The sequence below is a fragment of the Cupriavidus sp. WKF15 genome (assembly GCF_029278605.1).
Classification (GTDB): Bacteria; Pseudomonadota; Gammaproteobacteria; order Burkholderiales; family Burkholderiaceae; genus Cupriavidus.
In genome coordinates this window covers 2,238,871-2,264,958 of the sequence record NZ_CP119573.1, presented here as the reverse complement: position 1 = coordinate 2,264,958, position 26,088 = coordinate 2,238,871, and the positions used below count along the sequence as shown (strand labels likewise).

General features: G+C 67.0%; 25 protein-coding genes. 12 read left to right on the top strand and 13 right to left on the bottom strand.

Annotated features, from left to right (window positions below; all coding sequences use genetic code 11):
- Positions 1 to 148: 148 nt before the first annotated feature.
- The 4 genes from CupriaWKF_RS27660 to alaC all read left to right on the top strand — a co-directional run bounded on the left by CupriaWKF_RS27660 (position 149) and on the right by alaC (position 2,666).
- Complete coding sequence (locus CupriaWKF_RS27660; RefSeq protein WP_276101619.1) at positions 149 to 493, top strand: hypothetical protein; 345 nt, start codon at positions 149 to 151, stop codon at positions 491 to 493.
- Between the two features lie 165 nt (positions 494 to 658).
- Complete coding sequence (locus CupriaWKF_RS27655; RefSeq protein WP_276101618.1) at positions 659 to 892, top strand: type II toxin-antitoxin system Phd/YefM family antitoxin; 234 nt, start codon at positions 659 to 661, stop codon at positions 890 to 892.
- On the top strand, positions 889 to 1,284 hold the full coding sequence (locus CupriaWKF_RS27650; protein WP_276101617.1) for a type II toxin-antitoxin system VapC family toxin: 396 nt from the start codon (positions 889 to 891) through the stop codon (positions 1,282 to 1,284). The genes CupriaWKF_RS27655 and CupriaWKF_RS27650 overlap by 4 nt, the downstream gene beginning before the upstream one ends.
- A 131-nt stretch (positions 1,285 to 1,415) precedes the next feature.
- Positions 1,416 to 2,666, top strand: coding sequence for an alanine transaminase (gene alaC, locus CupriaWKF_RS27645; protein WP_276101616.1), 1,251 nt, complete (start codon positions 1,416 to 1,418; stop codon positions 2,664 to 2,666).
- Between the two features lie 21 nt (positions 2,667 to 2,687).
- Here alaC and CupriaWKF_RS27640 read toward each other — a convergent pair whose 3' ends face one another.
- From CupriaWKF_RS27640 to CupriaWKF_RS27615, 6 genes are read right to left on the bottom strand one after another with little or no spacing between them, the layout of a single operon-like run.
- Positions 2,688 to 3,353, bottom strand: coding sequence for a Crp/Fnr family transcriptional regulator (locus tag CupriaWKF_RS27640; protein WP_276101615.1), 666 nt, complete (start codon positions 3,351 to 3,353; stop codon positions 2,688 to 2,690).
- A 15-nt stretch (positions 3,354 to 3,368) separates the two neighbouring features.
- Positions 3,369 to 4,499, bottom strand: a complete 1,131-nt coding sequence (locus CupriaWKF_RS27635; RefSeq protein ID WP_276101614.1) for an enoyl-CoA hydratase/isomerase family protein — start codon at positions 4,497 to 4,499, stop codon at positions 3,369 to 3,371.
- 9 nt (positions 4,500 to 4,508) lie between these two features.
- On the bottom strand, positions 4,509 to 5,279 hold the full coding sequence (locus tag CupriaWKF_RS27630; RefSeq protein ID WP_276101613.1) for an enoyl-CoA hydratase: 771 nt from the start codon (positions 5,277 to 5,279) through the stop codon (positions 4,509 to 4,511).
- 12 nt (positions 5,280 to 5,291) lie between these two features.
- Positions 5,292 to 6,185 carry a 3-hydroxyisobutyrate dehydrogenase gene (gene mmsB, locus CupriaWKF_RS27625; RefSeq protein ID WP_276101612.1) on the bottom strand — a complete coding sequence of 298 codons (894 nt, stop codon included), beginning with the start codon at positions 6,183 to 6,185 and terminating at the stop codon, positions 5,292 to 5,294.
- A gap of 52 nt (positions 6,186 to 6,237) precedes the next feature.
- Complete coding sequence (locus CupriaWKF_RS27620; protein ID WP_276101611.1) at positions 6,238 to 7,761, bottom strand: CoA-acylating methylmalonate-semialdehyde dehydrogenase; 1,524 nt, start codon at positions 7,759 to 7,761, stop codon at positions 6,238 to 6,240.
- Positions 7,762 to 7,821: 60 nt separating this feature from the next.
- Positions 7,822 to 8,955: an acyl-CoA dehydrogenase family protein gene (locus CupriaWKF_RS27615; RefSeq protein ID WP_276101610.1), complete on the bottom strand. Its 1,134-nt coding sequence runs from the start codon at positions 8,953 to 8,955 to the stop codon at positions 7,822 to 7,824.
- 169 nt (positions 8,956 to 9,124) lie between these two features.
- Between CupriaWKF_RS27615 and CupriaWKF_RS27610 the strand changes: the two genes are divergently transcribed.
- Positions 9,125 to 10,141: an AraC family transcriptional regulator gene (locus CupriaWKF_RS27610; protein ID WP_276101609.1), complete on the top strand. Its 1,017-nt coding sequence runs from the start codon at positions 9,125 to 9,127 to the stop codon at positions 10,139 to 10,141.
- Between the two features lie 81 nt (positions 10,142 to 10,222).
- Here CupriaWKF_RS27610 and CupriaWKF_RS27605 read toward each other — a convergent pair whose 3' ends face one another.
- The 3 genes from CupriaWKF_RS27605 to CupriaWKF_RS27595 form a co-directional block, all read right to left on the bottom strand.
- A complete protein-coding gene (locus CupriaWKF_RS27605; RefSeq protein ID WP_276101608.1) occupies positions 10,223 to 10,375 on the bottom strand; it encodes a hypothetical protein in 153 nt (50 codons plus the stop codon).
- Between the two features lie 353 nt (positions 10,376 to 10,728).
- A complete protein-coding gene (locus CupriaWKF_RS27600) occupies positions 10,729 to 11,103 on the bottom strand; it encodes a cupredoxin domain-containing protein (protein ID WP_276103234.1) in 375 nt (124 codons plus the stop codon).
- Between the two features lie 20 nt (positions 11,104 to 11,123).
- A complete protein-coding gene (locus tag CupriaWKF_RS27595) occupies positions 11,124 to 12,011 on the bottom strand; it encodes a metallophosphoesterase (RefSeq protein ID WP_276101607.1) in 888 nt (295 codons plus the stop codon).
- 191 nt (positions 12,012 to 12,202) lie between these two features.
- On the opposite strand from CupriaWKF_RS27595, the gene CupriaWKF_RS27590 reads away from it, so the two are divergent.
- Together CupriaWKF_RS27590 and CupriaWKF_RS27585 are read left to right on the top strand one after the other, a co-directional pair.
- Positions 12,203 to 12,823 carry an RNA polymerase sigma factor gene (locus CupriaWKF_RS27590; protein WP_276101606.1) on the top strand — a complete coding sequence of 207 codons (621 nt, stop codon included), beginning with the start codon at positions 12,203 to 12,205 and terminating at the stop codon, positions 12,821 to 12,823.
- Entirely contained in the window at positions 12,813 to 13,607 is a 795-nt protein-coding gene (locus CupriaWKF_RS27585) for an anti-sigma factor (RefSeq protein ID WP_276101605.1), read from the top strand. Before CupriaWKF_RS27590 ends, CupriaWKF_RS27585 begins: the two co-directional genes overlap by 11 nt.
- A gap of 25 nt (positions 13,608 to 13,632) precedes the next feature.
- On the opposite strand, the gene CupriaWKF_RS27580 is transcribed toward CupriaWKF_RS27585, so the two are convergent.
- Entirely contained in the window at positions 13,633 to 15,324 is a 1,692-nt protein-coding gene (locus CupriaWKF_RS27580; protein ID WP_276101604.1) for an MBL fold metallo-hydrolase, read from the bottom strand.
- Positions 15,325 to 15,674: 350 nt separating this feature from the next.
- Here CupriaWKF_RS27580 and CupriaWKF_RS27575 point away from each other — a divergent pair, with 350 nt between their 5' ends.
- Positions 15,675 to 15,926 (top strand): hypothetical protein, encoded by a 252-nt coding sequence (locus CupriaWKF_RS27575; protein WP_276101603.1) that lies wholly within the window; start codon positions 15,675 to 15,677, stop codon positions 15,924 to 15,926.
- A 262-nt stretch (positions 15,927 to 16,188) separates the two neighbouring features.
- Positions 16,189 to 17,607 carry a DUF1254 domain-containing protein gene (locus CupriaWKF_RS27570; protein WP_276101602.1) on the top strand — a complete coding sequence of 473 codons (1,419 nt, stop codon included), beginning with the start codon at positions 16,189 to 16,191 and terminating at the stop codon, positions 17,605 to 17,607.
- Between the two features lie 830 nt (positions 17,608 to 18,437).
- Here the strand turns inward: CupriaWKF_RS27570 and CupriaWKF_RS27565 are convergent.
- Together CupriaWKF_RS27565 and metE are read right to left on the bottom strand one after the other, a co-directional pair.
- Complete coding sequence (locus CupriaWKF_RS27565) at positions 18,438 to 20,534, bottom strand: TonB-dependent receptor (protein WP_276101601.1); 2,097 nt, start codon at positions 20,532 to 20,534, stop codon at positions 18,438 to 18,440.
- Positions 20,535 to 20,692: 158 nt separating this feature from the next.
- Positions 20,693 to 23,062 (bottom strand): 5-methyltetrahydropteroyltriglutamate--homocysteine S-methyltransferase, encoded by a 2,370-nt coding sequence (metE, locus tag CupriaWKF_RS27560; protein ID WP_276101600.1) that lies wholly within the window; start codon positions 23,060 to 23,062, stop codon positions 20,693 to 20,695.
- 135 nt (positions 23,063 to 23,197) lie between these two features.
- Here metE and CupriaWKF_RS27555 point away from each other — a divergent pair, with 135 nt between their 5' ends.
- Positions 23,198 to 24,118 carry a LysR family transcriptional regulator gene (locus CupriaWKF_RS27555; RefSeq protein WP_276101599.1) on the top strand — a complete coding sequence of 307 codons (921 nt, stop codon included), beginning with the start codon at positions 23,198 to 23,200 and terminating at the stop codon, positions 24,116 to 24,118.
- A 9-nt stretch (positions 24,119 to 24,127) separates the two neighbouring features.
- On the opposite strand, the gene CupriaWKF_RS27550 is transcribed toward CupriaWKF_RS27555, so the two are convergent.
- Positions 24,128 to 24,388: an AsnC family transcriptional regulator gene (locus CupriaWKF_RS27550; RefSeq protein WP_346348610.1), complete on the bottom strand. Its 261-nt coding sequence runs from the start codon at positions 24,386 to 24,388 to the stop codon at positions 24,128 to 24,130.
- A gap of 223 nt (positions 24,389 to 24,611) precedes the next feature.
- Here CupriaWKF_RS27550 and CupriaWKF_RS27545 point away from each other — a divergent pair, with 223 nt between their 5' ends.
- Positions 24,612 to 25,082: an Lrp/AsnC family transcriptional regulator gene (locus tag CupriaWKF_RS27545; RefSeq protein ID WP_276101597.1), complete on the top strand. Its 471-nt coding sequence runs from the start codon at positions 24,612 to 24,614 to the stop codon at positions 25,080 to 25,082.
- Between the two features lie 158 nt (positions 25,083 to 25,240).
- Complete coding sequence (ribA, locus tag CupriaWKF_RS27540; protein ID WP_276101596.1) at positions 25,241 to 25,837, top strand: GTP cyclohydrolase II; 597 nt, start codon at positions 25,241 to 25,243, stop codon at positions 25,835 to 25,837.
- Positions 25,838 to 26,088: the final 251 nt, after the last annotated feature.

Here is a 26,088-nt window from a genome sequence, read left to right as displayed (position 1 = left end):
GCGCGGCCGCCGTGCATGAAACGCTCGAAGACTGACCAGCATCCGGATAGCTTAAGATGACGGCAACGCAACTCGCAAGGAGGCTGCCGTGCCGTATCCTACTTCCGGTTGGAGAAGGTTGCAGGTTGCTGCGGCGGCGGGCGTCACGATGATGCTCGCCGCGTGCGCACCGGACTCGGTCCGCAACATCGAGGCCAAGGGTTTCAATGCCTATCTCGATTCGCTGAAGACCACCTGTCCCAATATGGTCGTCGGCAACAACAACATCAGCGAATGGCTGCGCCGCAGTGCCAGCACCGACGACGATGATTACGTCTACTGGCTGGACCAGACCTCCCGCCTTTACTACAAGCGGATAACGCCGGCGCAGTACCGGACCTCGGTCGGTGCGGCGCTGGGCGCTGGCAAGGCGGACACGCGCGCGCTCGACTGCATCATCCAGCACTTGCCGGCCGATCGGCCGACGAGTCCGCCCGGTGGAAAGTTGTTGTGACGCGGGCAGGCAAGTCTCCTCCCGCCTCCCGCCTCGCCGACGGACCGTCTTGCATGGGTCCTGCTGGCTTTAACAGACGAATCTCAACCTCATGTCGTAAAATGACTATTCACTATGGTCATATCAGGTGCGATGATGCGTTCGAAGAAAATTCGAGGGCTTACCATGCCGGGCATGCAGGTTTCCAAAACGGAATTCAAGGCGAAGGCGCTGGAGTACTTCCGGCAAGTCGAACAATCCGGCCAGCACGTGATCGTGACGGACCACGGCAAGCCTACGCTGGAAGTGCGTCCATTCCACGGCTTTGACCGGGAGCCGCTCGAAATCCTGTCCGGCACGGTCGTGCGCTATGACAACCCGACCGACCCGGTTGACGTCGACTGGGAGGCGGGCCAGTGATCGTGCTGGACACGCATGCCCTGGTCTGGTGGGCGAGCGCCAGCGCAGAGCTGAGTGCCAGAGCCAAGGCGGCGATCGACCGCGAATGTCAGGAAGGGCAGATCATCGTTTCCGCGATTTCAGCATGGGAGATCGCGATGCTGGTGGAACGCGACAAGCTCGCGCTGTCCATGGACGTGGAGAGCTGGCTCGACACGGTGTCGGAAATAGAAGCGGTCTGCTTCTTTCCGGTGGATGTCGATATCTCGATCAAATCGGTCCAGCTGCCGGGAGAGTTTCACAAGGATCCGGCAGACCGGATGATCGTCGCGACAGCGCGCAGGCTCGGAGCGCCCCTGGTAACGAGGGACGAGAAGATCCGTGCCTACAAGCACGTGAAGACGATCTGGTAGCGGCACGCTGCAGATCGGCGTCCCCCGTTGTGCGATCCCCATATCCCCGCTAACATGAGTCCCCGGCAGCCGAGACAGCGGTTGCCGACGTCGCTCGGACGGTTCCGGGCGCTTACGTAAAGGACTCCTTCATGACTGCCAGCTCTGGCAAGCGCCGCTTCGCGCGCATCGATCGCCTTCCCCCCTACGTTTTCAATATCACCGCCGAGTTGAAGATGGCCGCCCGCCGCCGTGGCGAGGACATCATCGACATGAGCATGGGCAACCCGGACGGGGCCACGCCGCCGCATATCGTGGCGAAGCTGGTGGAGGCCGCGCAGCGGCCGGATACGCATGGCTATTCCGCGTCGAAGGGCATTCCGCGGCTGCGCCGCGCGATTTCGCACTGGTACCGCGAGCGTTATGACGTCGAGATCGATCCGGATACGGAAGCCATCGTCACCATCGGCTCGAAGGAAGGGCTGGCGCACCTGATGCTGGCTACGCTCGACCGCGGCGATTCCGTGCTGGTGCCGGACCCGAGCTACCCGATCCACATCTATGGCGCGGTGATTGCCGGGGCCGATATCCGCTCGGTGCCGCTGGTGCCTGGCGTCGATTTCTTCGCGGAACTGGAGCGCACCATCCGCGGCAGCTACCCGAAGCCCAAGATGATCGTGCTCGGCTTCCCGTCGAACCCGACGGCGCAATGCGTGGAGCTGGATTTCTTCGAGCGCGTGATCGCGCTGGCGCGCAAGCACGACATCTTCGTGGTGCACGACCTGGCCTATGCCGACATCGTCTTCGACGGCTGGAAGGCACCGTCGATCATGCAGGTGCCTGGCGCCAAGGACATCGCGGTGGAGTTCTTCACGCTGTCCAAGAGTTACAACATGGCCGGCTGGCGCATTGGTTTCATGGTCGGCAACCCGGACCTCGTCGCCGCGCTCACCCGCATCAAGAGCTATCACGACTATGGCACGTTCACCCCGGTCCAGGTGGCGGCCATTGCCGCGCTGGAAGGCGAGCAGGCATGCGTGAAAGAGATCGCGGCACACTACCAGTCGCGCCGCGATGTGCTGGCGAAGGGGCTGATCGAATCGGGCTGGCTGGTGGATATCCCGAAGGCGTCGATGTATATCTGGGCGCGGATTCCCGAGCCGTATCGCGCGCTGGGCTCGCTGGAGTTCTCCAAGCAGCTGCTGGCCAAGGCGAAGGTCTCGGTCTCGCCGGGCATCGGCTTTGGCGACTATGGCGACGAGTACGTACGCTTCGCGCTGATCGAGAACGAAGCCCGCATCCGGCAGGCGGTGCGCGGCATCAAGGCGATGTTCCGTGCCGACGGGCTGGTCAGGGTGCCGGCGGCCGAGCATGCGGACGGGCACGGCAAGGGCAAGGCCTGAGGGCCAGGCCCGGGCCTGCGTTCAGAACTCGCGCAGGCCTTCCAGGTCGAGCACGTGCACCGTGCCATAGTCGATCCTTACCAGCCCCTCCCGTTCCAGCACCTTGAGCGCGGCATTGGCCCGCTGGCGTGAAATACCCGCCAGCAGGCCGACTTCCTCCTGCGTCAGTTCGAGCGCCGGGTCAAGTCCCGGGCACAGCACCGGATTGAACAGCGCCGCGAGCGAGCGCGCGATTCGGCCTTCCACGCCGTGCAGCCGTTCATGTTCGACCGTGGCAATGAACAGGCCCAGCCGCTCGTTGAGCTGGCCGATCAGGTAGCGGTTGAAAGGCAGGCTGGTTTCCTGCAGCCAGCGGAACGTGGCGGCGGGCAGGCAGGCAATGCGCGATTCGCGCAACGCCACCACGTCATAGCGCCGCGCTTCCTGCTTGAGCAGTGATCCTTCGCCAAGCCAGCCGCCGGCCGGCACGCCAGTCAGCGTGGCGCGCTTGCCGGTGGGCGCGGCGCAATGGACCTTGACCAGCCCGTGCGCGACGCCCAGCCAGTAGTCAGCCGGCGCCCCCTTGCGGGCAACATAGGCGCCCGGCGGCACGATGCGCTCGCGCAAGTCGGCACGCATGCGCTGCCACTGCTCGGGCGTCAGCGCGCTCGCCCATGGGCTGCGCGCAAGCAGCGCGTCGAGGCTCATCGCAGGTGCCGCGTGTCAATCCAGGCTGTGCAAGGGATCGTCGCCCGGCTGCCACCAGCGCGCGAACAGCGCCTCGACCGCACTGCGATCCACGCCCGTGTAGCTGTCCACGCGCCAGCGCGGCGCGTTGTCCTTGTCGACGATCAGCGCGCGCACGCCCTCGATGAAATCCCCGCGCGTGAACGATTGCACCACCACGGCCAGTTCCATGCGGAAGCAGTCGGCCAGGTCGAGCCGGCGGCCGCGCAGCAACAGCTCGCGCGTGGCACACGCGGCCAGTGGCGAGCGCTTGCGCAGCGTGTCCGCCGTGCGCGCGGCCCACTCGGCGTAGCGCGGATCGTCCTGGCCGGCCAGGCCGGCAATGATCTCCGGGAGTGCCGCGTCGGCCGGGAAATGCCGCAGCAGCGCCGGCAGCACGGCAAGCAGCGGTGCGTCCGCCGCGCTGCAGATCGGCTCGCGCACCAGCGCGCGGCGCAGGTCGTCGAGCGGCTGGCCACTCCAGCACACGGCCGCCAGCGTATCTTCGAGGCCGGCCAGCGTCACGCTGTTGACCGCGGCATCCGCCAGCCCGCACAGCAAGGCATCCTCCGCACCAATGGTCACACCGGTCAGGCCGAGATAGAGCGCCAGCTGGACCGGCATCTTCGACAGGAAATGGCTTGCGCCGACATCGGGCACGAGGCCAATCCCGGTTTCAGGCATGGCCACGCGCGAACGTTCGGTGACGATGCGCAGCTGAGTGGCCTGCGACAGGCCCATGCCGCCGCCCATGACGATGCCGTCCATCAGCGCCACGACCGGCTTGGGATAGCGGTGCAAGCGGTAATCGAGCTGGTATTCGTCGATGAAGAACTGCCGCTGCAGCGGCGTGCCGTCGCGATGGCTGTCGTACAGCGCGCGGATGTCGCCGCCCGCGCAGAACGCCTTGGGCCCGGCGCCGCGCAACACCACGGCTTCGATATCTTCCTGTCCGGCCCACGCATCGAGCTGTGCGGACAGCATCGTGACCATCGGGTAGGACAGCGCATTGAGCTGGCGCGGCCGGTTCAGCGTCACCAGGCCGACGCGGTTGATGACCTGGAACAGGACTTCCGGTTCGGTGTCGGCCGGCGGGCTGGCAGGGGCGTTTTCCGGTGTCAGTCGCATGATGGGTTCCTAGGCATTGCGCCATTGCGGCGCGCGCTTCTGCAGGAAGGCGTTGACGCCTTCGCGCTGGTCCTCGCCGTCGAACAGGTCGACAAAGCGCTCGCGCTCCAGTGCCAGCGCGGCCTGGCGCGGCACGCCCTGGCGTGCCAGGTGCACTAGCCGCTTGCTGTAGGCCGCCGCGCGCGGGCTCACGGCGCAGGCGCGTTCGGCCATGGCCAGCGCGGCGTCCAGCGCCTTGCCGCGCGGCACGACTTCTTCCACCAGGCCAATGCGCAGTGCCGTGGCGGCATCCACGCGCTCGTTGGTCAGGATCATGCGCTTGGCCCAGCCTTCGCCGACCAGCCACGGCAGGGTCTGCGTGCCGCAGCCGCATGGCAACAGGCCGACGCCGGCCTCGGGCAACGCCATCTGCGCCTGTTCCTCGGCAACGCGCACATCGCAGGCGAGCGCGCATTCGAGCCCGCCGCCCATGGCGTAGCCATTGATGGCGGCAATCACGAGCGGCCGTGCATTCTGCAGCGCTTCAAACGCCGCGCCGAAGTGCTGCGCCATCACGCGCGCATGGGCGCGGTCGCCTTCGGCGAAGCCGTTGAGGTCCGCGCCGGCACTGAAGAAACGGTCTCCGCTGCCGGTGATGACGACGGCGCGGACTTCCGGGTTCGTGTCAATGCTGGCGACAAGATCATGCAGCTGCTGCAGCCCCTCCGCCGTGAAGGCATTGGCCGGCGGGCGGCTGAGCGTGAGGCGGGCAATGTGCCCATCGATGGCGAATTCGATCATGGCTGGTTTCCGTCACGCCCCGGTCTTGGGCTGGTATTGCCGGATCACCCCGGAGAAATCAAGCTGGCCGTCACCAGCCTGGCTCATGGCCTGATACAGCTGCTGTGCCAGCGCGCCGAGAAACAGCGGCTGCTTCACGCTGCGCGCGGCATCGGCCGCCAGCCCCAGGTCCTTGAGCATCAGCTCGGCGCCAAAGCCGCCCGTGTAGCCGCGCGAAGACGGCGCGGTTTCGATCACGCCAGGGTAGGGGTTGTAGGTATCCGACGACCAGCAGCGGCCGGTCGAGGTGTTGACGATGCCCGCCAGTACATTGGCGTCGATGCCCAGCCGCACGCCGAGCGCCATGGCCTCGGACACGCCGATCATCGAGATCCCCAGGATCAGGTTATTGCAGATCTTGGCAACCTGGCCGGTGCCGGTGTCACCGCAATGGACCAGGTTGCGGCCCATATTGGCAAGCACGGGCCTGACCTGCTCGAACAGCGCCGGCGTGGCGCCGACCATGAAGGTCAGCGTGCCGGCCTGTGCGCCGCCGGTGCCGCCGGACACCGGCGCATCGGCCAGCGCATTGCCATGCGCCGCGGCGGCGGCCGCCAGCTCGCGCACAGTGGCCGGGTCGATGGTGCTGGAGTCGACCAGCGGCACGCCGCGGCGCACACCCGCCAGCACGCCGTCCTCGCCAAGATAGGCCGCGCGGACATGCGCGGCCGCGGGCAGCATGGTGATGACGAAGTCGGCCTCCGCCACCGCCTTGCGCGCGGAATCGGCCGAGGCCGCGCCTTCGGCGCACAGCGAGGCCACGGCAGCCGCGCTGAGGTCGAACACGGTCAGCGTGTGGCCGGCCTTGAGCAGGTTGCGCGCCATGGGGGCGCCCATGTTGCCGAGGCCGATGAAGGCGATATGCATGTCGGGTCTCCTGGATATGGTCTGGCGGAATGTGGCGGCGCAGCGGTGCCGCTTACTTCAGGCTGATGGTCGTGTTCACGCCATCATTCACGGTGGCGTCGTCGAACCAGCGTGCCGTGACGGTCTTGGTCTGGGTGTAGAACTGCACCACCTGCTTGCCGTACGGGCCCAGGTCGCCGAGCTTGGAGCCGCGCGAGCCGGTGAAGCTGAAGTAGGGCACGGGCACCGGGATCGGAATGTTGATCCCCACCTGGCCGACGTCGATCTCGCTCTGGAACTTGCGCGCCGCCGCGCCGCTCTGCGTGAACACGCCAGTGCCGTTGCCGAACGGGTTGCGGTTGACCAGCGCGATGGCCTCGTCCAGCGTATCGACGCCGATGACCACCAGCACCGGCCCGAAGATCTCGTTGGTGTAGATCGACATCTCGGTCGTCACATCGGTGAAGATGGTCGGGCCGATGAAATTGCCTTGCGGGTAGCCCGGCACCTCGACGTTGCGGCCATCGAGCGCCAGGGTGGCGCCTTCCTTCTCGCCGGAAGCGATCAGGCCGAGGATGCGCTCCTTGGCCGCAACCGAAACCACCGGACCGACATCGGTACCGGCTTGCGCGCCGGCGCCGACCTTGAGCGTCTTCGCCTTGGCTACGAGGTCCGGCACCCATTCGCGCGCGGCACCGACCAGCACCACGACCGAGGTGGCCATGCAACGCTGGCCGGCAGCACCGAAGCCTGCGCCGGCGAGCGCGTTCAGGGTTTGCTCCTTGTGCGCGTCGGGCAGCACCACGGCGTGATTCTTGGCGCCCATCATCGACTGCGCGCGCTTGCCGTGCGCACTGGCCAGGTTGTAGACGTGGGTGCCGACCGCGGTCGAGCCGACGAAGGACACGGCCTTGATATCAGGGTGCGTGCACAGGGCGTCCACCACCTCCCTGGCACCTTGCACCACGTTCAGCACGCCCGGCGGCACGCCGGCTTCGACGGCCAGCTTCACCAGCTCCATGGTCGACAGCGGATCCTGCTCCGACGGCTTGAGCACGAAGGTATTGCCGCAGACGATGGCCATCGGGAACATCCACAGCGGGATCATGGCCGGAAAGTTGAACGGCGTAATGCCGGCGCACACGCCGATCGGCTGCTGCAGCGTATAGGTATCGACCGTGGCGGCCACGTTCTCGGCAAAGCCGCCTTGCTGCAGCGTGCCGATCGAGCACGCATGCTCGACCACCTCCAGGCCGCGGAAGATGTCGCCTTCCGCATCGGCCAGCGTCTTGCCCTGTTCGGCCGTGAGGATGGCCGCGATGCGCTTGCTGTGTTCGCGGATGAGTGCCTGGTAGCGCAGCATGATGCGCAGGCGAGCGCCGATGGGCGTATGGCGCCAGGTGGCAAAGGCGCGGTGTGCCGAATCCACGGCCGCGGCGACTTCGCTGGCGGTGGCCAGCGGTACGCGCGCCAGGACTTCCTGCGTGGCCGGGTTGACCACGAGGCGGAATTCCGTGGCGGAAGACTCCACCCACTCGCCGTTGATCAGCAGCGGGACGGTCGGAACGGCGTTGGCGGTCTGGGGCAGTGCACTCATGATGTCTCCGGTCGGTTCTGGATTTGCAGGTTGAAGCGGGTTCGATGGGGCCAGCTGGTGCTACAGGCTGCGCGCGATCAGCATGCGCTGGATCTCGCTGGTGCCTTCATAGATCTGCGTGATGCGCGCGTCGCGGTAGTGGCGCTCGACGGGGTAGTCCTCCAGGTAGCCGTAGCCGCCGTGGATCTGCAGCGCCTTGGAGCAGACCCGCTCGGCCAGCTCGGACGCATAGAGCTTGGCCTGCGAGGCTTCCGACAGGCATGGCAACCCTTGCGTGCGCATGCGCGCGGCGCGATGCACGAGCAGCCGCGCGGCATTGAGTTCGGTGGCCATGTCGGCCAGCATGTTGGCGATCGGCGGGTGCTCGCGCAGCGGCCGGCCGAACTGCACGCGCTCGGACGCATAGCGGCACGCGGCCTCGAACGCCGAACGCGCGATGCCGATGGCCTGTGCGGCAATGCCGATGCGCCCGCCTTCCAGGTTGGACAGGGCGATGCGCAGGCCCTCGCCGGGCTCGCCCAGCAGCGCGTCATGAGGCACTTCGCAATCATCGAGCGTGATGGCGCAGGTGTCCGAGGCGCGGATGCCCAGCTTCTTCTCGGGCGCGTGAACGATAAAGCCCGGCGTGTCCGTCGGCACCAGGAAGGCGGAGATGCCCTTCTTGCCGAGTTCCGGCTCGGTGGCGGCGAATACCACGGCTACGCCGGCGCGCTGGCCGTTGGTGACGAACTGCTTGCTGCCGTTCAGCACCCAGCCGCGCTCGGTGGGCCGGGCGCGCGTGCGCAGGTTGTGGGCTTCGGAGCCCGCCTGCGGCTCGGTCAGGCAGAAGGCGCCGATCACTTCACCGCTGGCCAGGCGCGGCAGGTAGCGCTGCTTCTGGGCGTCGGTGCCGTAGTGCAGCACCGGCCCGCAGCCTACCGAGTTGTGCACGCTCATGAGCGTGGCGCATGCGGCGCAGCCGGCGGCGATTTCCTCGATGGCCAGCGCATAGGCCACGTAGTCGGTATAGGTGCCGCCCCATTCCTCCGGCACGATCATGCCCAGCAGGCCCAGCGCGCCCATGGCGGCGACCACGTCTTCGGGCAGCCGGCCGGCGCGGTCCCATTCGGCGGCGCCCGCGGCAAGGCGCTCGCTGGCGAAGGCGCGCGCGCTGTCGCGGATCATGGTTTGCTCTTCGGTGTAGTCGCTGTGCATGGCAGGGGGCGCGGCTGGCGCGATTGAGTGGGTCTGTGGCGGTCTTCAGGTGGAACAGGCGCAGTGTAGAAACCGCCTGCCGCCGCTCCTATGCCAAAATCCGCCATTCTTGATGAACTCGAATGCCATCCGACCGGCGCCCAGCGGCTGCCTGGAGCATGGCCGCACCATGGAAAAAGGCAGCGTCGCGATTTGCTTTGTCCACCACGCCATCTCCGGGCTGGCTGCCCGCGGGCTGGATCCCGAGCCGGTGCTGCGCCGTGCCGGCATTGCGTCTGCGCTGCTGGAGGTGCCGCAGGCGCGCGTCTCCACGGCCAGCTACAGCGACCTGTGGATGGCCGTGGCCGCCGCGCTCGACGATGAATTCTTCGGGCAGGACTCGCGCAGCATGAAGTGCGGCAGCTTTGCCATGCTGTGCCACGCGGTCGCAGGCAGCCGCACCTTCGCCCAGGCACTGGAACGTGTCGCGCGCTATTTCGGCTTGCTGCTCGACGACATTGGTGTCCGGCTCGAGCGGCACGGTGACCGCGCGGCGCTGGTGCTGACCGCGCCGTGCGCGGCACAGGGCCGGCTGCCGGGCATATTCGCCCAGGAAACCATGCTGATCATGCTGCAGGGCCTGATGAGCTGGCTGCTCCACCGCCGCGTGCCGATCCTGCTGGCGTCGTTTGCCTATGCCGAGCCGCCATACGGGGCGGAGTACCGGATCATGTACTCGCGCCAGACAGCGTTCGGGCAGCCGGCCACGGCGCTTGTGTTCGACGCCTGCCTGCTCGACCAGCCCGTGCGGCAGGACGAGCGCAGCCTGAAGTCATTCCTGCGCGATGCACCGCACAACGTGGTCGTGAAGTATTCGGACCGCAGCAGCGTGGCGGCGCGCGTGCGCCGCCAGTTGCGCAACCAGCGGCCCGAGCAGTGGCCGACGTTCGAGGCGCTGGCGTTGAGCCTGAACCTGTCGGCGTCGTCGCTGCGGCGGCGCCTGATGGACGAAGGCGCAAGCTACCAGGAGCTCAAGGACCAGCTTCGGCGCGACCTGGCGATCGATGCGCTGAGCCGTACCGGCAAGCCCGTGGCGGACATTGCCGCGGAACTGGGCTTCGCAGAGCCCGGCGCGTTTCATCGCGCCTTCCGGCGCTGGACCGGGTCGCGGCCCGGCGCGTACCGCGGCACGGCAGCCGAAAGCTGAGCCGCGCGGCGCGCGGGGCAGCGGTCCAGGCCAGTGGAAGGTCGTGACGCCATCGGGCCGGCTTTCAGGGGCCTCACCCTGTCAGTCGCCGCGTCGCAAAGGGGGCTCGCGTTCGGGTTCGACGGACGGCTCGGCGCGCAGGGCCGGGTCATGCTTCAGCGACCAGCGCGCGGCCAATAGCAACGCCATGAGCAGGGCGACCATATAGGCGCCCAGCGACGTTATGTATTCCATGTCTGACCCCTTCTGGATGCCGGCTCTATGGACCGGTCGTGAAGATATTATGAAAAGCGGAGCCTAACCCTACATCACCTGTTTGGGGGTTGCCCCACCAGCGTGGGGGAAGCGGCGTGGATCAGATCACTGGCGATCGCTACGGCGGCTTGTTGGCATGCATGGCGCTACTCGCCTCGGCCAGTGGCGCGTCGACGCTGGCATGTTGCCGGGCGCGCGAGCCGAGCCCTCAGGCGACGACTGCTACCACGTGTGCCCGCATCCGGCCCTCGATGGGGCCGGATATCCGTGTCCGTGCCAGGGGGCCGGCGGCAGCGACGGTAGCACTGATGGGCCAGGCTGCGACACGCGATTCAACGAATCTCGATTTGTCCATTCATCGATTCGTGCCCCGATCCGCAGAAGATGTCGCAGAGGAACAGGTGCGACCCCGCCGCCGTGGCGTGGATGGGGACCTCCACCTTCTTGCCGGGCGGCAGGTCGGCGCGGATGCCAAGGTCGGGCACGCTGAAACCCATGATGACGTCCAGCGCCGTCAGTTCGAGAATCACCGATTCATTCTGGCGCAGCGCAATACGGTCCGGGGTGAACACAAAGCGTCGCGCGGTGACGGCGATGCGGCGCGGCTCAGCGGCCGACGCGGTCCAGAACGGGACCGTGGCCGCCAGTGCCGCCAGCCAGGCAAGGCTGCGGCGGCGCGCGGGTTGGAAGGGCGTTTGCTCGATCATCGTCATTCTCCTTTGGGGCCTCAGCCGGTAACGGGCCGCTCATCCAGCGCCAGGCGCAACGGTGCCTGTTGCGTCCTGACCTGGCGCCACCCAAGTCCGCGGTAAGGGTGTTCGGCATCCCACGGCACGGGCTGGCGCATCGGCTGCGAGGCCGGCGGCGGCAGCGGGAACATCAGCGAACGTGCGGCGTGGTGGGCAATGTGGCCGGTCTGGTGGTGGTGTTCCTGGTGGATGTGGCCGTAGAAGACCGTGACGTTGCGGTACGGATCGAGGCGCTGCAGGACGTCGGCGCCGTCGCGCGTCGCCCAGTCCCATTGCGGATACAGGTCGAACAGCGGCCGGTGCGTGAACACGACGATCGGGGCGTCGCGCTGCTGGCGCGACAGGTCCGAGGCCAGCCACTCGAGCTGGGCCGTGCCGACGCGCCCGGCCGGATCGGACACATTGTCCAGGACGATGAAGTGAACGCCCTGGTGGTCAAAGGTGTAATGCGTGCGGCCGAAGAACTCCTGGAAGGCCTCGCCGCGATCGAGGCTGGCATCGTGCTCGCCCGGCATCAGGTAGCGGGTCTTGACCTGGAGCGTGTCGATCTGCGCTTTCACTTCACGCATGCGCCGGCGCCGCTCGTCCGGATCGTCGGTCGTATGGGTCAGGTCGCCCGTAAAGACGATGAAATCTGGCGGGGCGGGCAGCGCATTGACTGCCGCGATGGCCTTGGGCAACGTGCCGCGCGCATCAGGGTTGGGCGGGCCCTGGAAGCCCCAGTGCAGGTCGGAAAGCTGCACGAAGTAGAAATCCTTGCCGGGCGTGGCGGCCCAGCCGGGCAGGGTGGACGCCAGCACGGCGCCGCCTGCAGCGGCGGCAAGGCGCAGGAAATCGCGCCGGTTGGGAGCGGAATTCGTGGGCATGGTGTTCTCCTTGGGGAGCGAGGCGCGAGGCCGATGCCTGTCATACCGCGCGCGGACCGTTTCTATTCCCGCGCCGCTGCCGGCGCACTGGAAAACCGGTGCAACGGAATAAACTGGTACCGACGCCGGTAAACACCGGCGAGGGCGGAGGCCAAAGCGCGGACTCCGCAAGGTCCGGGCAAAGGAGTGCCGTGAACGCCGCTGACGAACGCCGCCGGTTTGCCGAGGTAGTCCTGCCGCACCTGGATGCGGCCTACAACCTTGCGCGGTGGCTCAGCGGCGGTGCTGCCGAGGCGGAGGACGTGGTGCAGGAGGCGCTGCTGCGCGCCTACACCTACTTCGGCAGCTACCACGGCGACCGGCCGCGGCCGTGGCTGCTGGCCATCGTGCGCAATACCTGGTTTTCCGCATGGAGCCGCAACCGGCCTGCCCGCGAGGCCGCGCTCTACGAGGACGGCACCGATGTGGCGCAGGCCTGGCCCGGGTGGCAGGATGCCGGCGAGCGCGAGCCGCTGTGCTGCCTGTTGCGCGCCGAAGACGTGCGCCTGGTCCATGAGGCACTGGCGCGCTTGCCCGCTCCACTGCGGGAGGTGATCGTCCTGCGCGAACTGGAGGACATGTGCTACCGCGATATTGCGCAGGTTGCCGCCATCCCGCTTGGCACGGTCATGTCGCGGCTGGCCCGCGCGCGGCATGCGCTGGCCGCCGCGGTGGCGGCGCTGCGCGGGGAGCGGCCCGGAGTGCCGGCGGCGGATCCGGCCCGGGTGGATGGCCTGGCAGGAACGGCCGGGGAGGTGGGCAATGGACTGTAATGAGGCTCGCTGGCTACTGCATGCCAGCGCGGACGGGGAGCTGGGCCCGGCCGACCTGGCGCGGCTGGAGCCGCACCTGGCGTCCTGTTCCGCCTGCGCCGCGGAGATTGCCCGTATCCGCGCCCTGCGCGACGCCGTGCGCGAAGGCGCCACCTATCATCGCGCCGACGGCGAACTGCGTGCCCGGCTGATGGCAAGCCTGCCAGCGCCGCCGCAGCAGGCTGCCCGCCCAAGCCGGGGCCTGGGCAAGTGGTTCACCTGGGGCAGTCCGGCCGGGCTCGGTCTCGCGCTGGCGATGGTGGTCGCGGTCGCGCTCGGGGTCGGACAACTGGCCAGGGTCCGGTATGACGAGGACGCCGTGGCGCGCGAGATCGTGGGCAGCCACGTCAGGGCACTGCTTTCGGGGCGGCCGCTCGACGTGGCGTCGCTGGACCAGCACACGGTCAAGCCCTGGTTCAACGGGCGGCTGGACTATGCGCCAGTCGTGCGCGACATGGCGGCGCAGGGCTTCGTGCTGGCCGGCGGCAGGCTGGATTATGTCGATGGCCGTCCGGTGGCCGTGGTGGTCTACCGGCGCAACCGGCATCCGGTCGACGTGTTCGTCTTCCCTGAAGGCGCGGCGGGGCTGCCCCCGAAAGTATCGGGTTCGCGGCAGGGCTACCAGCTCGAGAGCTGGGATGCGGACGGCATGCGCTTCCTGGCCATTACCGATGCCTCCGCCGACGACCTGCATGCGCTGCGCCGGGCCTGGGAGGCAGGCGCGCCTGCCGCGCCGCAGCGATAGCAGCCCGGCGGGCAGGCGGAGCGAGTCAGGCGCTCTGCCAGCGGCTATCCGCTTCGACAGCCTTGCCGTCCGCGGCCAGCTTGAGCAGGTGTGCCAGCAGAGAGCGCTGGGCCACCGGGTACATGCGCTCCGGCACATCGTCATAGACGCGCGGCAGCAACGCCTCGATCGGGGCCGGACCGAGATCGCGCAGCGCGTTGAGCACCTTGGCCTCGCGGTGCAGGCGGTGGCGCATGAGCAGGCGGATGGCTTCCTGCGGGCGCGCGATCAGGAAGCCGTGGCCCGGCGCCAGCCATTCCAGGTCTTCGTCCTGCAGCGCGGCCAGCGAATCGAGGTAGGCGCGCATATCGCCATCGGGCGGGGCGATGACGACCGTGGAACCCTGCATGACATGGTCGCCGGTGAAGAGGGTCTTCTCTTGTTCCAGCAGGTAGCAAAGATGGTTCGATGCATGGCCCGGCGTATGGATGACGCGCAGCGTGCAGTCGTCGCCAATGGCGATGCGTTCGCCATGCTGCAGCTCGCGCGCGGCGGCAAAGGCGGTGTCCTGCCATTGCGTGGCCGGCGCGGCGCGGCCGAGCACCGTCGCGCCCGTGGCGGCCTGCAGCGCGGGCGCCGCGGGCGAGTGGTCCATATGGGTGTGCGTGACGACGATCCAGCGGATCGGGCCCGGCGCGGCCGCGAGCACGGCCTGCACATGGGCGGCATCGTCGGGGCCGGGATCGATCACGGCCCACTCGTTGAGCGCGCCGCCACCGACCAGGTAAGTATTCGTGCCCGGACCCGTCATCACGCTGCCGTTGTTGGCGGTGACGCGCCAGACCCGCCCGGAAAGCTGCACGGGCTCGCCCGGCGCCAGTTCATAGCGCGCGTGGGCCCTGCCGTCCGGGTCGATGCGGCCGATCTCGGCATAGCAGGACTCGTTGGGCATGACCGGGCGTACGCCCGCCGCGCCCTGGGCCAGCCGCGGCATGATGCAGGCTATGTCGCGCAACTGCGAGGTACTGGCAAAACAGTCCTGCGCGGTCTCGAAATGGGCAATGGATTGCAGCGTGCGGCGCGTGACATGCATCATCGCCAGGCCGCTGGCCGCGTCCGCCGCTTCGCCGGGGCGAATCCAGCGGTGTTCGACGATCTCCATGCCATCGTGGACGACAACCTGGCCGGCGGGCGCGATCGCGACGAAAAAGCGTGTGTCGAAGCGCTTGGGCAAGCCCGGGGGCGTAAGCCAGTAGCTGTGGTAGGCCAGGCGGTCCGCTGCCAGGCGCAGGCCCAGTTCGGCGCACGCATGCGCCAGGCCGGAGCCGCCGCGCTGCACTGCCTGGCGCAGGAAATCCTGCTTCGCGGCATCCAGGTGCCCTGGAGCCAGCATCTCGCCATCGCGATGGTAGGCCAGCAGCAAGCCGGCCTCTTCGAAGCACTCGCGCACGGCCGCCAGATAGAAGTCCAGGCCGTTGGCCGGCAGGTTCAGGCGCTCGCTGGCCGCGGCGTCGTCCAGCCCTGCGGCATGGACATGCAGGGCCTGGTCTTGCGGATCCAGCGTGCCGCCGGGAAACACGTAGGCGCCGCTGCTGCGGTCGTTGGCGCGCTCGACGCGCCGTACCAGCAGGACTTCCATGCCCTGCGGGCCATCGCGCACCACCAGCAGGCTGGCAGCGGCGCGCAACAGGGTGGACGGTTTGGCGGCTTGGATCGGGTTTGTCTCTGTCGTTGTCATTGTGTCGGCGCGCTGGCCGGGCCGCGCGGCAGGATGTGGCAGGACCGGTCTCGCGCCGGTGCGTTCGTGCGAGGTTTCGTCGCATGCAGGGCCGTAGTGTAGCGGCGCTGGACGGCTCGCTCTGCTCCGGGGATTTCCGCATGGTGGCACCGTGCACTCGGTGTGCCTTTGGCATTTCCTGCCGGAGGACCTACTCTGATTGCTGTACTGCACATTGAGAAGGAAGGATGCCCGCTTTGTTCCGAGCCTCGACCCTATGCCTGGCCTTCGCATTGCTCGTGGCCGCATGCGAGACGCCGCCGCAGCAGGCAGGCCGCCCCGCGCCGCGCCCGGCGGCGGAGCCCAGGATCGTGCCCAAAGTGGCAGCCGAAGCCTGCGAGCAGGCCGTCACCAGCAATGTCAGGAAGGGACACCCCGAGCCGGGCAGCATCTTCCTGCTGGAGGACCGCGAGCAGGTCAGCCCACGTCCCGGCGGCATCGCCGCGGTCACCGGCGAGGGCACATTCGAGCCTGACAACAGCCATGCCTCGATCGGATTCCGCTTCACCTGCCTCTACAACGGGCGCACGGCCCGCGTGGACGACGTGCAGTTGCGCTATTGAGGCGGCGCATGCCGGGCCATCCGGCGAGATGGCCGTGGCGCAATGCAATCTGTTGCAGCATGCCGACAGTTGACCAGTCAGTGCGCCTTTGCGGGCGGCGGTTGGTTCGCTTCCACTCGCATCCCTGCGTCGGAGGAATTGACACGTTCGGGACGTACGCACATGATTCGGACGGAATAGATGCGCCTCCGGGGTAACTTGGCACCATGACATTTGCCGACCCCGCAAGAAGGTCGCCAGAACAAATTTGGGAATCGGGGTCATGAATCCTTCCATCCGCCAAATGGCGGGCGTCGCGGCGCTTGCCGTCCTCCTCGGCGCTTGCTCCAGCACGCATGAACCGGCCACGGCGCCGCTTGCCGCCGTTCAGTCGCCGTCGAACCAGGCCATGAAGGCCCTGTCCGCCGAGATCTTCACCTACGCCTACCCGCTGGTGCTGATGGACGTGACACGCGAGCTGATGAGCGTGCGCACGCCCCCGAACACCTTCAGCCACAAGCGCACTTTCCCGGATGCCAGCTTCACTGAAGTGGTCACCCCCAATGCCGACACGCTGTATTCATCGGCCTGGCTGGACTTGTCCAGGGAGCCCGTGGTGCTGTCCGTGCCCGATACCCGCGGCCGCTACTACCTGATGCCGATGATGGACGCGTGGACCAACGTCTTTGCCTCGCCTGGCAAACGCACCACCGGCACGCAGCGTGGCAATTTCGTCATCACCGGCCCGGGCTGGGAAGGGCCGTTGCCCAAGGGCATGAAGCAGATCCAGTCGCCCACGGCCATGGTCTGGCTGCTCGGGCGCACGCAGGCCAACGGCAAGAAGGATTTCCCCGCCGTGCACCGGCTGCAGGACCAGTACCGGCTGACGCCGCTGTCCGCCTGGCAGATGGGGGTGCGCGCGGCGCAGGAAAAGCCGGCGCCGCGTTCGCCGACGCTGGACACGCAGACCCCGCCGGTCGAGCAGGTCGCGGCCATGGACGCGCAGGCGTTCTTCAGCCGGTTCGCCAGCCTGTTGCCCGCCAATCCGCCCGCCGCGGCCGACGCCGCCATGGTGGAGAAAATGCGCCGCATGGGACTGGAGCCGGGCGTACCGTTCAAGACCACGGTGCTCGAACCCGCCACCGCGCGCGCCGTGCAGGAAGGGGCCACCGCCGCGCTGCAGGCGATCTCCGAGATGTCCCGCAAGGGCAACGCCGATGCCGGCAACGGCTGGGTCATGCACCGTGATCTGGGCAACTACGGCACCAACTACGGGCGCCGCGCGGTCACCGCCATGGTCGGGCTTGGCGCCAACCTGCCGGAAGACGCGATCTATGCCTCGACCCGGACCGATGCCGCGGGCAAGGCGCTGCAAGGCAGTTCCAGCTATGTGCTGCACTTTGCCAAGGACCAGCTCCCACCCGCCAGGGCATTTTGGTCGCTGTCGCTGTACAACCAGCGCCAGGCCTTCGTCGAGAATCCGATCGGCCGCTACGCCATCGGCAGCCGGGACCGCTTGCGCTACAACCGCGACGGTTCGCTCGATATCTATATCCAGCATGAGCGCCCGGAGCGCGCCAAGGTGGCTAACTGGCTGCCGGCGCCGCCCGATGCGCTCAATATGACATTGCGTGCCTACTGGCCGGAACAGGCGCTGCTCGATGGCACGTGGATGCCGCCGGCGGTTGAGAGGGCGAATTGAGTTTAGGTGGGTCGCCGGTTGCAACGGGGTTGTTGTGCTTGGCAGGCGCCGCTGTATCGCCGGCGTAGCCGGCGGGGTTATCTGGTCCGGATTGGCGTGTCGTGCTTGGCGGGCGCCGCTGTTTCGCCGGCGTAGCCGGCGAGTCACTTTTTGTCCGAGCGACAAAAAGTAACCAAAAAGCGCGTTTACTTGCCCTAGCGGGCGAATATTGATCGTAGTGTGCTGCGGGTGTTGTACGGGGATGAACTTCAGAGTGTGCCTGGCTGCCTGCCGCGTGGTGCGCGTCCGCCGGTAGGCCTTCAGGCAATGATTGAACGAGCCCCGAAACTGTCCGTGGTCCCTCCTGCTACCGACATCGTGTAATCGCCTTCGGCTGCGCTACGCGCAGAGCCCTAGTCTGAGCACCCAGGCCGCAGGCAATCGGCGCCACAACGAAGCAGAGAAACCGAACCGTCGGCACTGGCGACGATGATGCCCCCCGCACACCGACTAGGACGTGCGCGCAGCGCAGCCGCAGGCGTCCCACCACTGACGCTCTTGGAACGCTGTACCCGAGCCCTACATGGGGATCGTACAAGAGCCGGTTATCGCAGGCACTGGTTCGGAATCACTATGCGTAGCAGGCCCGAACGGGCAACCACGCATCGCGAGACCAAAGCCGCTTGAACAAAGAAGCGTATCGTTGATGGCCAGCCGCCAGGCGACGCGCTTCCTGCCTGCTTCTTGTCGCTCGGACAAGAAGCAGGTCGCCGGCTACGCCGGCGAAACAGCGGCGCCTGCCAAGCACGACAGCCCAATCCCCACCACAAAACCCCTCCAGCGCAATCCGTTCAGAACTTGTATCTCACCCCCGCATAAACCGCCCGCCCGGCGCCCGGATAGAACACCACCGTATTAGCGGTTCGCGCGTCAGTGACCGTGCTGAAGTCACTCACATAGCGCTTGTTGCCAAGATTGCGCGCATCCAGGAACACCGTCAGGCCATGCTTGAAGTCGTAGCTGGCCTGCACGCCGAACAGCACGTAGGAAGGCACCTTCAGGGTATTCGCGTAGTCGACGAAGGCGCCGGTCGGGACCCAGTCGAGGGTGCCCGCAATGCGCAGCCCCGACGCCTGGCTGTAGGCCAGCGTGGTGCGCAGCACGTGCTCGGGCACACCGGCAATACGGTTGTTGCCATACTGCGGATCATTGTCAAAGCGGAAATCGCTGTAATTCCACAGTTGCGACAGTGTGACCTTGTCGGCCGTGGTGGCCACGTTCTGCAGCAGGTCGGCGCTCAGCCCCAGCTCCACGCCCTGCAGCGTGGTGCGGTTGGCGTTGAAGGTGGCGGCCGGCACGTTCGGGTTGGTCGTGTATTGCAGCAGCTGGTCGCGCACCAGCGAGCGGTACAGCGTGAAGTCCCACGCCAGCCGTTCGCGGCGCCCGCGGCTCCCCAGTTCCAGCGTCCAGCCATGCTGGGCGGACAGCGGCACGAACTGCGTGGTTGTGCTGATGGTCTGGTTGAGGTCGCTGAAGTCAGGCACATCGGCGCTGCGCGTGATGTCGGCAAAGGCCTGTATGTCCTTGACGGGCTCCCACAGCACACCGAACTTGGGGTTCACGCCGCTGTAGCTGGTGTCGTCGGCCTTGGGTACCGGGTTGGCGGGCAGGCCGCCAAAATCCTTGTAACGGCGTTCGTTATAGTAGGCCTTGGCACCTGCCATCAGCGCGACGGTGGGCACCACGTAGAGGCGGTCTTCCAGGTAGGCCTCGTAGTTGTAGGCATCCTGCCTGGCGTTGAGGGTCTGCGCGCCGCGGTTGCCCGAGATGTTGACGTACTGGCGCGCGTCATTGTTGCCGCCAAAGAACCTTGCCCCGGCTATGACCTCGTTGCGCATGCCGCCGACAGTCTGCGTTCCGGCATAGCGCGGCGCGAAGCCATAGGTCCAGTAGTCCTGGTCGATCACCTGGAAGATCGGGTGGTACAGGCTCTTGTGGATGACCCAGGTGGAGAAATCCAGCTGGCCGCCGTCGAGCTTGACCGTGGTGACGTTGGCCAGCCGTTCGGTGCGCGTGTTGCGCGCCTGGTCACCGGCCAGCGCGCTGGCCGAGGCCTTGGCCGGGTTGTTCAGCGCATCTTGCAGCGACAGGGTGCCGGGCAGCAGCTGGTCGACGACATAGGCGCCCACATAGAAGCGGGTTTCAACCGTCGGGCTGAAGCGGTAGCCGAAGTTGGCGTTGAGCTGCTCATACTGGCCGCGTTCGTGGTCCCGGTAGCCTTCGGAGTGATCGACGCTCAGGTTGGCCAGGAAATCGAAATTGCCGATCTGGCGCGACACCTGCCCAGCCGCGCGGATGGTGCCGAAGCTGCCACCGTCGACGCGCATCTGGTTGGGCGAATCGGCAGTGAAGGCCGTGGGCGTGGTGAAGTTGATGGCGCCGCCGAGCGTGGAGCTTCCGTACGCCAGGCCATTGCCGCCCTTGTAGACCTCGGCCGCGTTCAGGCCGATCGGGTCGATCTGGTAGAAGTCGCCGCTGCCGTCGGCGAAGTTGGTCGGCACGCCGTCCTGGAGGATCTCCAGGCCGCGCGTGTGGAAGCCGCGCGCGATGCCGGAGCCGCGGATCGACAGCCGCAGTTCCTGGCCATAGCGCTCCTGCACATAGACGCCGGGCGCGTCCTTGAGCACATCGCGCAGGTTGCTGGCGTAGGTGTTGGCGTAGGTGTCGGCATCGACAAAGCCGACCGAGCCGGCCGACTGGTACAGCGATTCGCGCTGCTTTGCCACGCCAGGCGCGGTCAGCGAGCCCTCGGCTTTGGCGGTGGCCGTCACCGTGGGGAGCGTGACCGGCTCCGTGCCCGTGGCAGGAACGGTCTGCGCGATGGCAGCGCCGGTCAATGCGGCGGCTGGCAGCGCCGCAGCGCGCCGCCAGTGTGTGGCTCGTTTCATGATTTCCCTTGGCCGGCACATCGGCGCCCATCTGAAACAGGCGCGGTGCTCTGGATCTAATTCGACAGCCGGCAAGGATACGGAGCGCGGGCCACTGCGGCAATGTGACAGAGCGCCGCACACGCGGCGCCCGGGTCACAGGCGCGGGCGCCGCGGGCTTAGGCAGCGCGCGCGTTGCAGAAGCAGTCCGCGCCGTGACGGTGTGCCGCCGGCATGGCTTGCTGGCGCGATACGCGCTGCCACGCGCGCACGTCCTGGCCGGCCAGGCGGCCGCGCAGCTTGCGTGCCGCCGACACCATATTGGCCAGCGCGGCCTCGGTCTCCTCCCAGCCGCGGGTCTTCAACCCGCAGTCGGGATTGACCCACAGGCGCTGCGGCGGCACCACCTCGCAGGCGCGGTCGAGCAGTTTCTCCATGGCGTCCACCGACGGCACGCGCGGCGAGTGGATGTCATAGACGCCCGGTCCGATCTCGTTCGGGTAGTCGAAGTCGCCAAAGCCTTCCAGCAGCTCCATGGCCGAGCGCGAGGTCTCGATCGTGATCACGTCCGCGTCCATGGCCGCGATCGACGGCAGGATGTCGTTGAACTCGGCATAGCACATATGGGTGTGGATCTGGGTCTGGTCGGCTACGCCCGCGGCCGACAGCCGGAACGCGGTGACCGCCCACGCCAGGTAGGCGTCCCAGTCGGCGCGGCGCAGCGGCAGGCCTTCGCGCAGCGCGGGCTCGTCGATCTGGATCACGCGGATGCCGGCCTGCTCCAGGTCGCAGACCTCGTCGCGGATGGCCAGTGCCAGCTGGCGCGCGGTATCGGCGCGCGGCTGGTCGTCGCGCACGAAGGACCATTGCAGCATGGTGACCGGGCCGGTCAGCATGCCCTTCATCGGGCGCTCGGTCAGCGACTGGGCATAGCGCGCGGTATCCACGGTCATCGGCTCGGGGCGGTACACGTCGCCATAGATCACGGGCGGCTTGACGCAACGCGAGCCGTAGCTCTGCACCCAGCCGTTTTCCGTGAAGGCGTAGCCGCACAGCTGCTCGCCGAAATACTCGACCATATCGTTGCGCTCGGCTTCGCCGTGGACCAGCACGTCCAGGCCCAGCGCTTCCTGCTTGCGCACGGCCAGCTCGATGTCGCCGCGGATGCGCTGCAGGTACTCGAGCGCGCCGATGTCGCCACGCTTGTAGGCGGCGCGCGTCTGGCGGATGGCGGCGGTCTGCGGGAACGAGCCGATGGTGGTCGTGGGCAGCAGCGGCAATTGCAGGGCCTGGCGCTGGCGTTCGATGCGCGCGTCGAACGGGCTGGCGCGCTCGGCCATGTCAGGCGTGACCGCGGCCAGGCGCTGCTGCACACGCGGGTTGACCACGCGGCGCGACTGGCGGCGCGACGCCTGCACGGCATCCGATGCAGCGAGCTGCGTGGCGACCGTGTCTTCTCCCTGGTTCAGCGCCGTGGCCAGCACGCGCAGCTCGCCCAGCTTTTCCGTGGCAAACGCGAGCCAGGACTTGAGTTCGGCATCCAGGCGCAGCTCGTGCTGGAGCGATACGGGCACGTGCAACAGCGAGCACGAGGGCGCCAGCCACAGACGCTCGCCCAGTTCGGCGTGCAGCGGCCGCAGCGTGTCAAGCACGCGGCGCAGGTCGGTACGCCAGATATTGCGGCCGTCGATGATGCCGAGGGAAAGCACGGCCTCGGCCGGCAGCGCCCGGCGCCAGGCGTCGAGCTGGGCGGGCGCACGCACCAGGTCGATATGGAAGCCCTGCACCGGCAGCGCGGCGGCACGGGCGGCATGGTCGGCTGCGCTGTTGAAATAGGTGGCAAGCAGCAGCTTCACGCCGGATCCTGCCAGTGCAGCGTAGGCCCGGTCGTAGGCGTTCAGCCAGCCCTCGTCGAGGTCCAGGCTCAGCGCCGGCTCGTCGATCTGCACCCATTCGATGCCACGGGCCTGCAGGCGCGCGAGGATGCGCTGGTAGGCCTGAACCAGTTGCGGCAACAGCGACAGCTTGTCGAATCCGGCTTCATGGGTCTTGGACAGCCACAGGTAGGTGACCGGTCCGATCAGCACCGGGCGCGCCTTCAGGCCAAGTGCCAGCGCTTCCTCGATCTCCTCGAAGAACCAGTCGGGGCCGCCGTCGAAGCGGGTGCCCGAGTCCAGCTCCGGTACCAGGTAGTGGTAGTTCGTATCGAACCACTTGGTCATTTCCATGGCCGGCTGCTCGCGGTTGCCGCGCGCCAGTTCGAAATGCTGGGCCAGCGTCAGGCTGGCCGGGTCGAAGCCGAAACGGCGCGGCAGCGCGCCGAGCAGCGTCGTGAGACCCAGCACCTGGTCGTAGTACGCGAAATCACCGGTGGCGACCGTGTCCAGGCCGCTGTCCGCCTGCAGTTGCCAGTGGCGGCTGCGCAGGGCGGACGCCACGCTGCGCAGGTCCGCTTCCGTGCTTTCGTCGCGCCAGAAGGACTCCTGCGCGAATTTCAGTTCACGGCGCGCGCCGATGCGCGGAAAGCCGAGGATGTGTGTGCGTGCCATGACGATGCTCCCAAAGGTCTTGTCTGGCGCACAGTGTCGGTTTCGCCGTAAAATGAATCAAGCGACATGTTTTAAACAAAGTATGAACGAATTTCATATCAAGCGGATGCAACGGGGCGGCGGGAGGGGCGTGGCGTGATCGAGGTCAGGCATTTCCGCTCGTTGGTGGCCATCGCCGAGTCCGGCAAGCTGGCCACGGCTGCCGAACGCGTGCACGTGAGCCAGTCGGCGCTGTCCCACCAGATCAAGGCGGTCGAGGCGCACTACGGGCTGCCATTGTTCGATCGCACGCGCCAGGGGCTGCGCTTTACGCCGGCCGGCGAACGCCTGCTGGCGCTGGCGCGCGAGGTACTGGCCGCCGTGAGCGCGGCCGACCGCGATATCGAACGGCTCAAGGGCGACACGCGCGGCGAGTTGCGCGTGGTGCTGGAGTGCCACACCTGCTTTGACTGGCTGATGCCGGTGATGGACGAGTTCCGCCGGCGCTGGCCGGAAGTGGAGGTCGACCTGGTGGCGGGCTTTCACGCGGATCCGATCGCCTTGCTTGGCGAAGGCCGGGCCGACATGGTGATCGGCTCGATGCCGGCCACGCGGCGCGGGCTGGACGTCGCGCCGCTGTTCCGCTTCGAGATCCTGGCCGTACTGGCCAACGAGCACCGGCTACGCAACAAGCGGCGCATCGAAGCCGCGGATCTCGACGGGGAGACGCTGATCACCTACCCGGTGCCCGAGGCGCGCATCGACCTTATCCGCGAGGTGCTGGAACCTGCGGGAATCCGCCTGCAGCGGCGCACTGCCGAGCTGACCGTGGCCGTACTGCAACTGGTGGCCAGCCGCCGCGGCGTGGCGGCACTGCCGAACTGGGGTGTGAAGAACTACGTCGATCACGACTACGTACTGGCCAAGCGCATCGGCGCCAAGGGGCTGTGGAGCGAGTTGTACGCCACGGTCCCGGCGGCCATATCGCAGCGGCCTTATGTGGCGGACTTCGTGTCGATCGTCCGCGATATCTGCGCCGCCCAACTGGACGGCATCGAGCTGCTGCCGCCCGACTGAGCCGGCAGGTCAGGCGTGAAGCGCCAGGGCCGCTTCGAAGGCAGCCGGGGCAGGGAGGCCATCGCCGGAATCGACGAGATCGTCGTCCCGGAAATCGGCCATCAGGATCTCCACATCCATGCCATTGCTCAGGCGCCGGACGAACAGATGCAGCAGATCGGCATCGGCGGCGGTCAGTGTGGCGTTCACCAGATGCCGTGCCGAGGCATCAAAGCGCATCTGCTGCAGGGCCAGGCCGGTGCGGCGCGCATTGGCCAGCACCCATTCCATGGCGCCAAGGAGATCGTCGTCGGCGAGGCGGAAATCAAGTCGCAAGGTGGGATGGGAGGTGGCAGGCATGTGGCGTGGGAGGCAAGTGTGTCGGTCAGGTAAATTTACCAGCAGACCCGGAAAATTGGCTTCTGAATTACCTGCCAAATTCATTAGATGGAGGAAGAATCATCTGCATGGAATAGAATTGTCAAAAGACTATTCCTTCAGGCGGAGATATCCCATGGCAATCGTTCCCAAGCTCGATGACGTCGATCGCCGCATTCTGCGCGAGCTGCGGCGCGATGGCAGGTTGTCCAATGCCAGGCTCGCGGAGCAGGTGGGCCTGTCCGCCACGCCCTGCTGGAACCGCGTGCGCGCGCTGGAAGAAAGCGGCGTGATCGAGGGTTATGCCGCGCTGCTGAACCAGAAGGCGCTGGGGCTGCCGGATACGGTGCTGATCGAGGTCACGCTGGAACGCCACGACGACGACATGCTCGACCGCTTCGGCCAGGCGCTGGCCAAGTTGCCCGAAGTCCTGGAGGCCCATCTGCTGACCGGCGAGTATGACTATCTGATCAAGGTGGCTGTGGCGGGCACGGAAGGCTACGAGGAGTTCCTGCGGCACAAGCTGTACAAGCTGCCGGGCCTGCGCCATAGCCGTTCGACCTTCGTGCTCCGAACCTTGAAAAGAGAGCCTTCGGTCGCGCCATAGGCCTGCTCTTCAGGGCACCTGGACGAGGCTGTTGCGCGCTTCTGAACAAACCGTTCAAAGCGCCTGCCGGCGCCGTCGGCAAGCGTCAAGATACAATTCCGCTCATAATGTCGAGCGGCGCCGGCCCGGCCGGCCCCCTGATTTCCTTGAATACCGGTATGAACGACACAGAGATTACGCTGATTGATTCGGCGCGCCTGCCGACCCGATTCGGCGAATTTACGGCACACGCCTTCAAGGGCGTGGATTCGGGCACCGAGCACCTGGCCCTCAGCGTGGGAGACATCACGGGCGAAGATGTGCTGATCCGCATGCATTCGGAGTGCCTGACCGGTGATGTGTTCGGTTCCTGCCGGTGCGACTGCGGCCCGCAGCTGGAACTGGCGATGGAGAAGATCGCCGCCGAGGGACGCGGCATCCTGCTGTACCTGCGTGGCCACGAAGGCCGCGGCATCGGCCTGGCTGAAAAGATCCGCGCCTACGCGCTGCAGGACACCGGCCTTGATACGGTCGACGCCAACCTGGCACTCGGCCAGGCCATCGACGCGCGCAATTACGCGTTTGCCGCCGACCTGCTGCACCAGTGGGGGGTGAAGTCGGTGCGCCTGATGAGCAACAACCCGCTCAAGGCCGCGGCGCTCGAGAAAGCCGGCATCGTCGTGAAGGAGCAATTGCGGCATATCGTGCCGTCCAATGCCGAGAACGAAAAATACCTGGCGACCAAGCGGTCGCGGATGGGGCATTTGCTGGATTAGGCCAAAGCGACCGGCGCATGCTGGTCGTCGTGACCCTGAATTAGATACGCCCCTGGGCATCGCCCGGGGGCGTTGTCTTTCGATGCCCAGAGATGAACGGCAGGGTTCATTCCGCACCAGACTTTTGTTTTTCCATTTCAACGAATCTGTGTCCAGGCTGATAGACTGTACGGATATACAGTTCTCGCCGCCGCGTGCGGCCGGGTGCCCGGCCTCGGGAACCCGGGCCAGACGAAGGATCATCGCGCCTG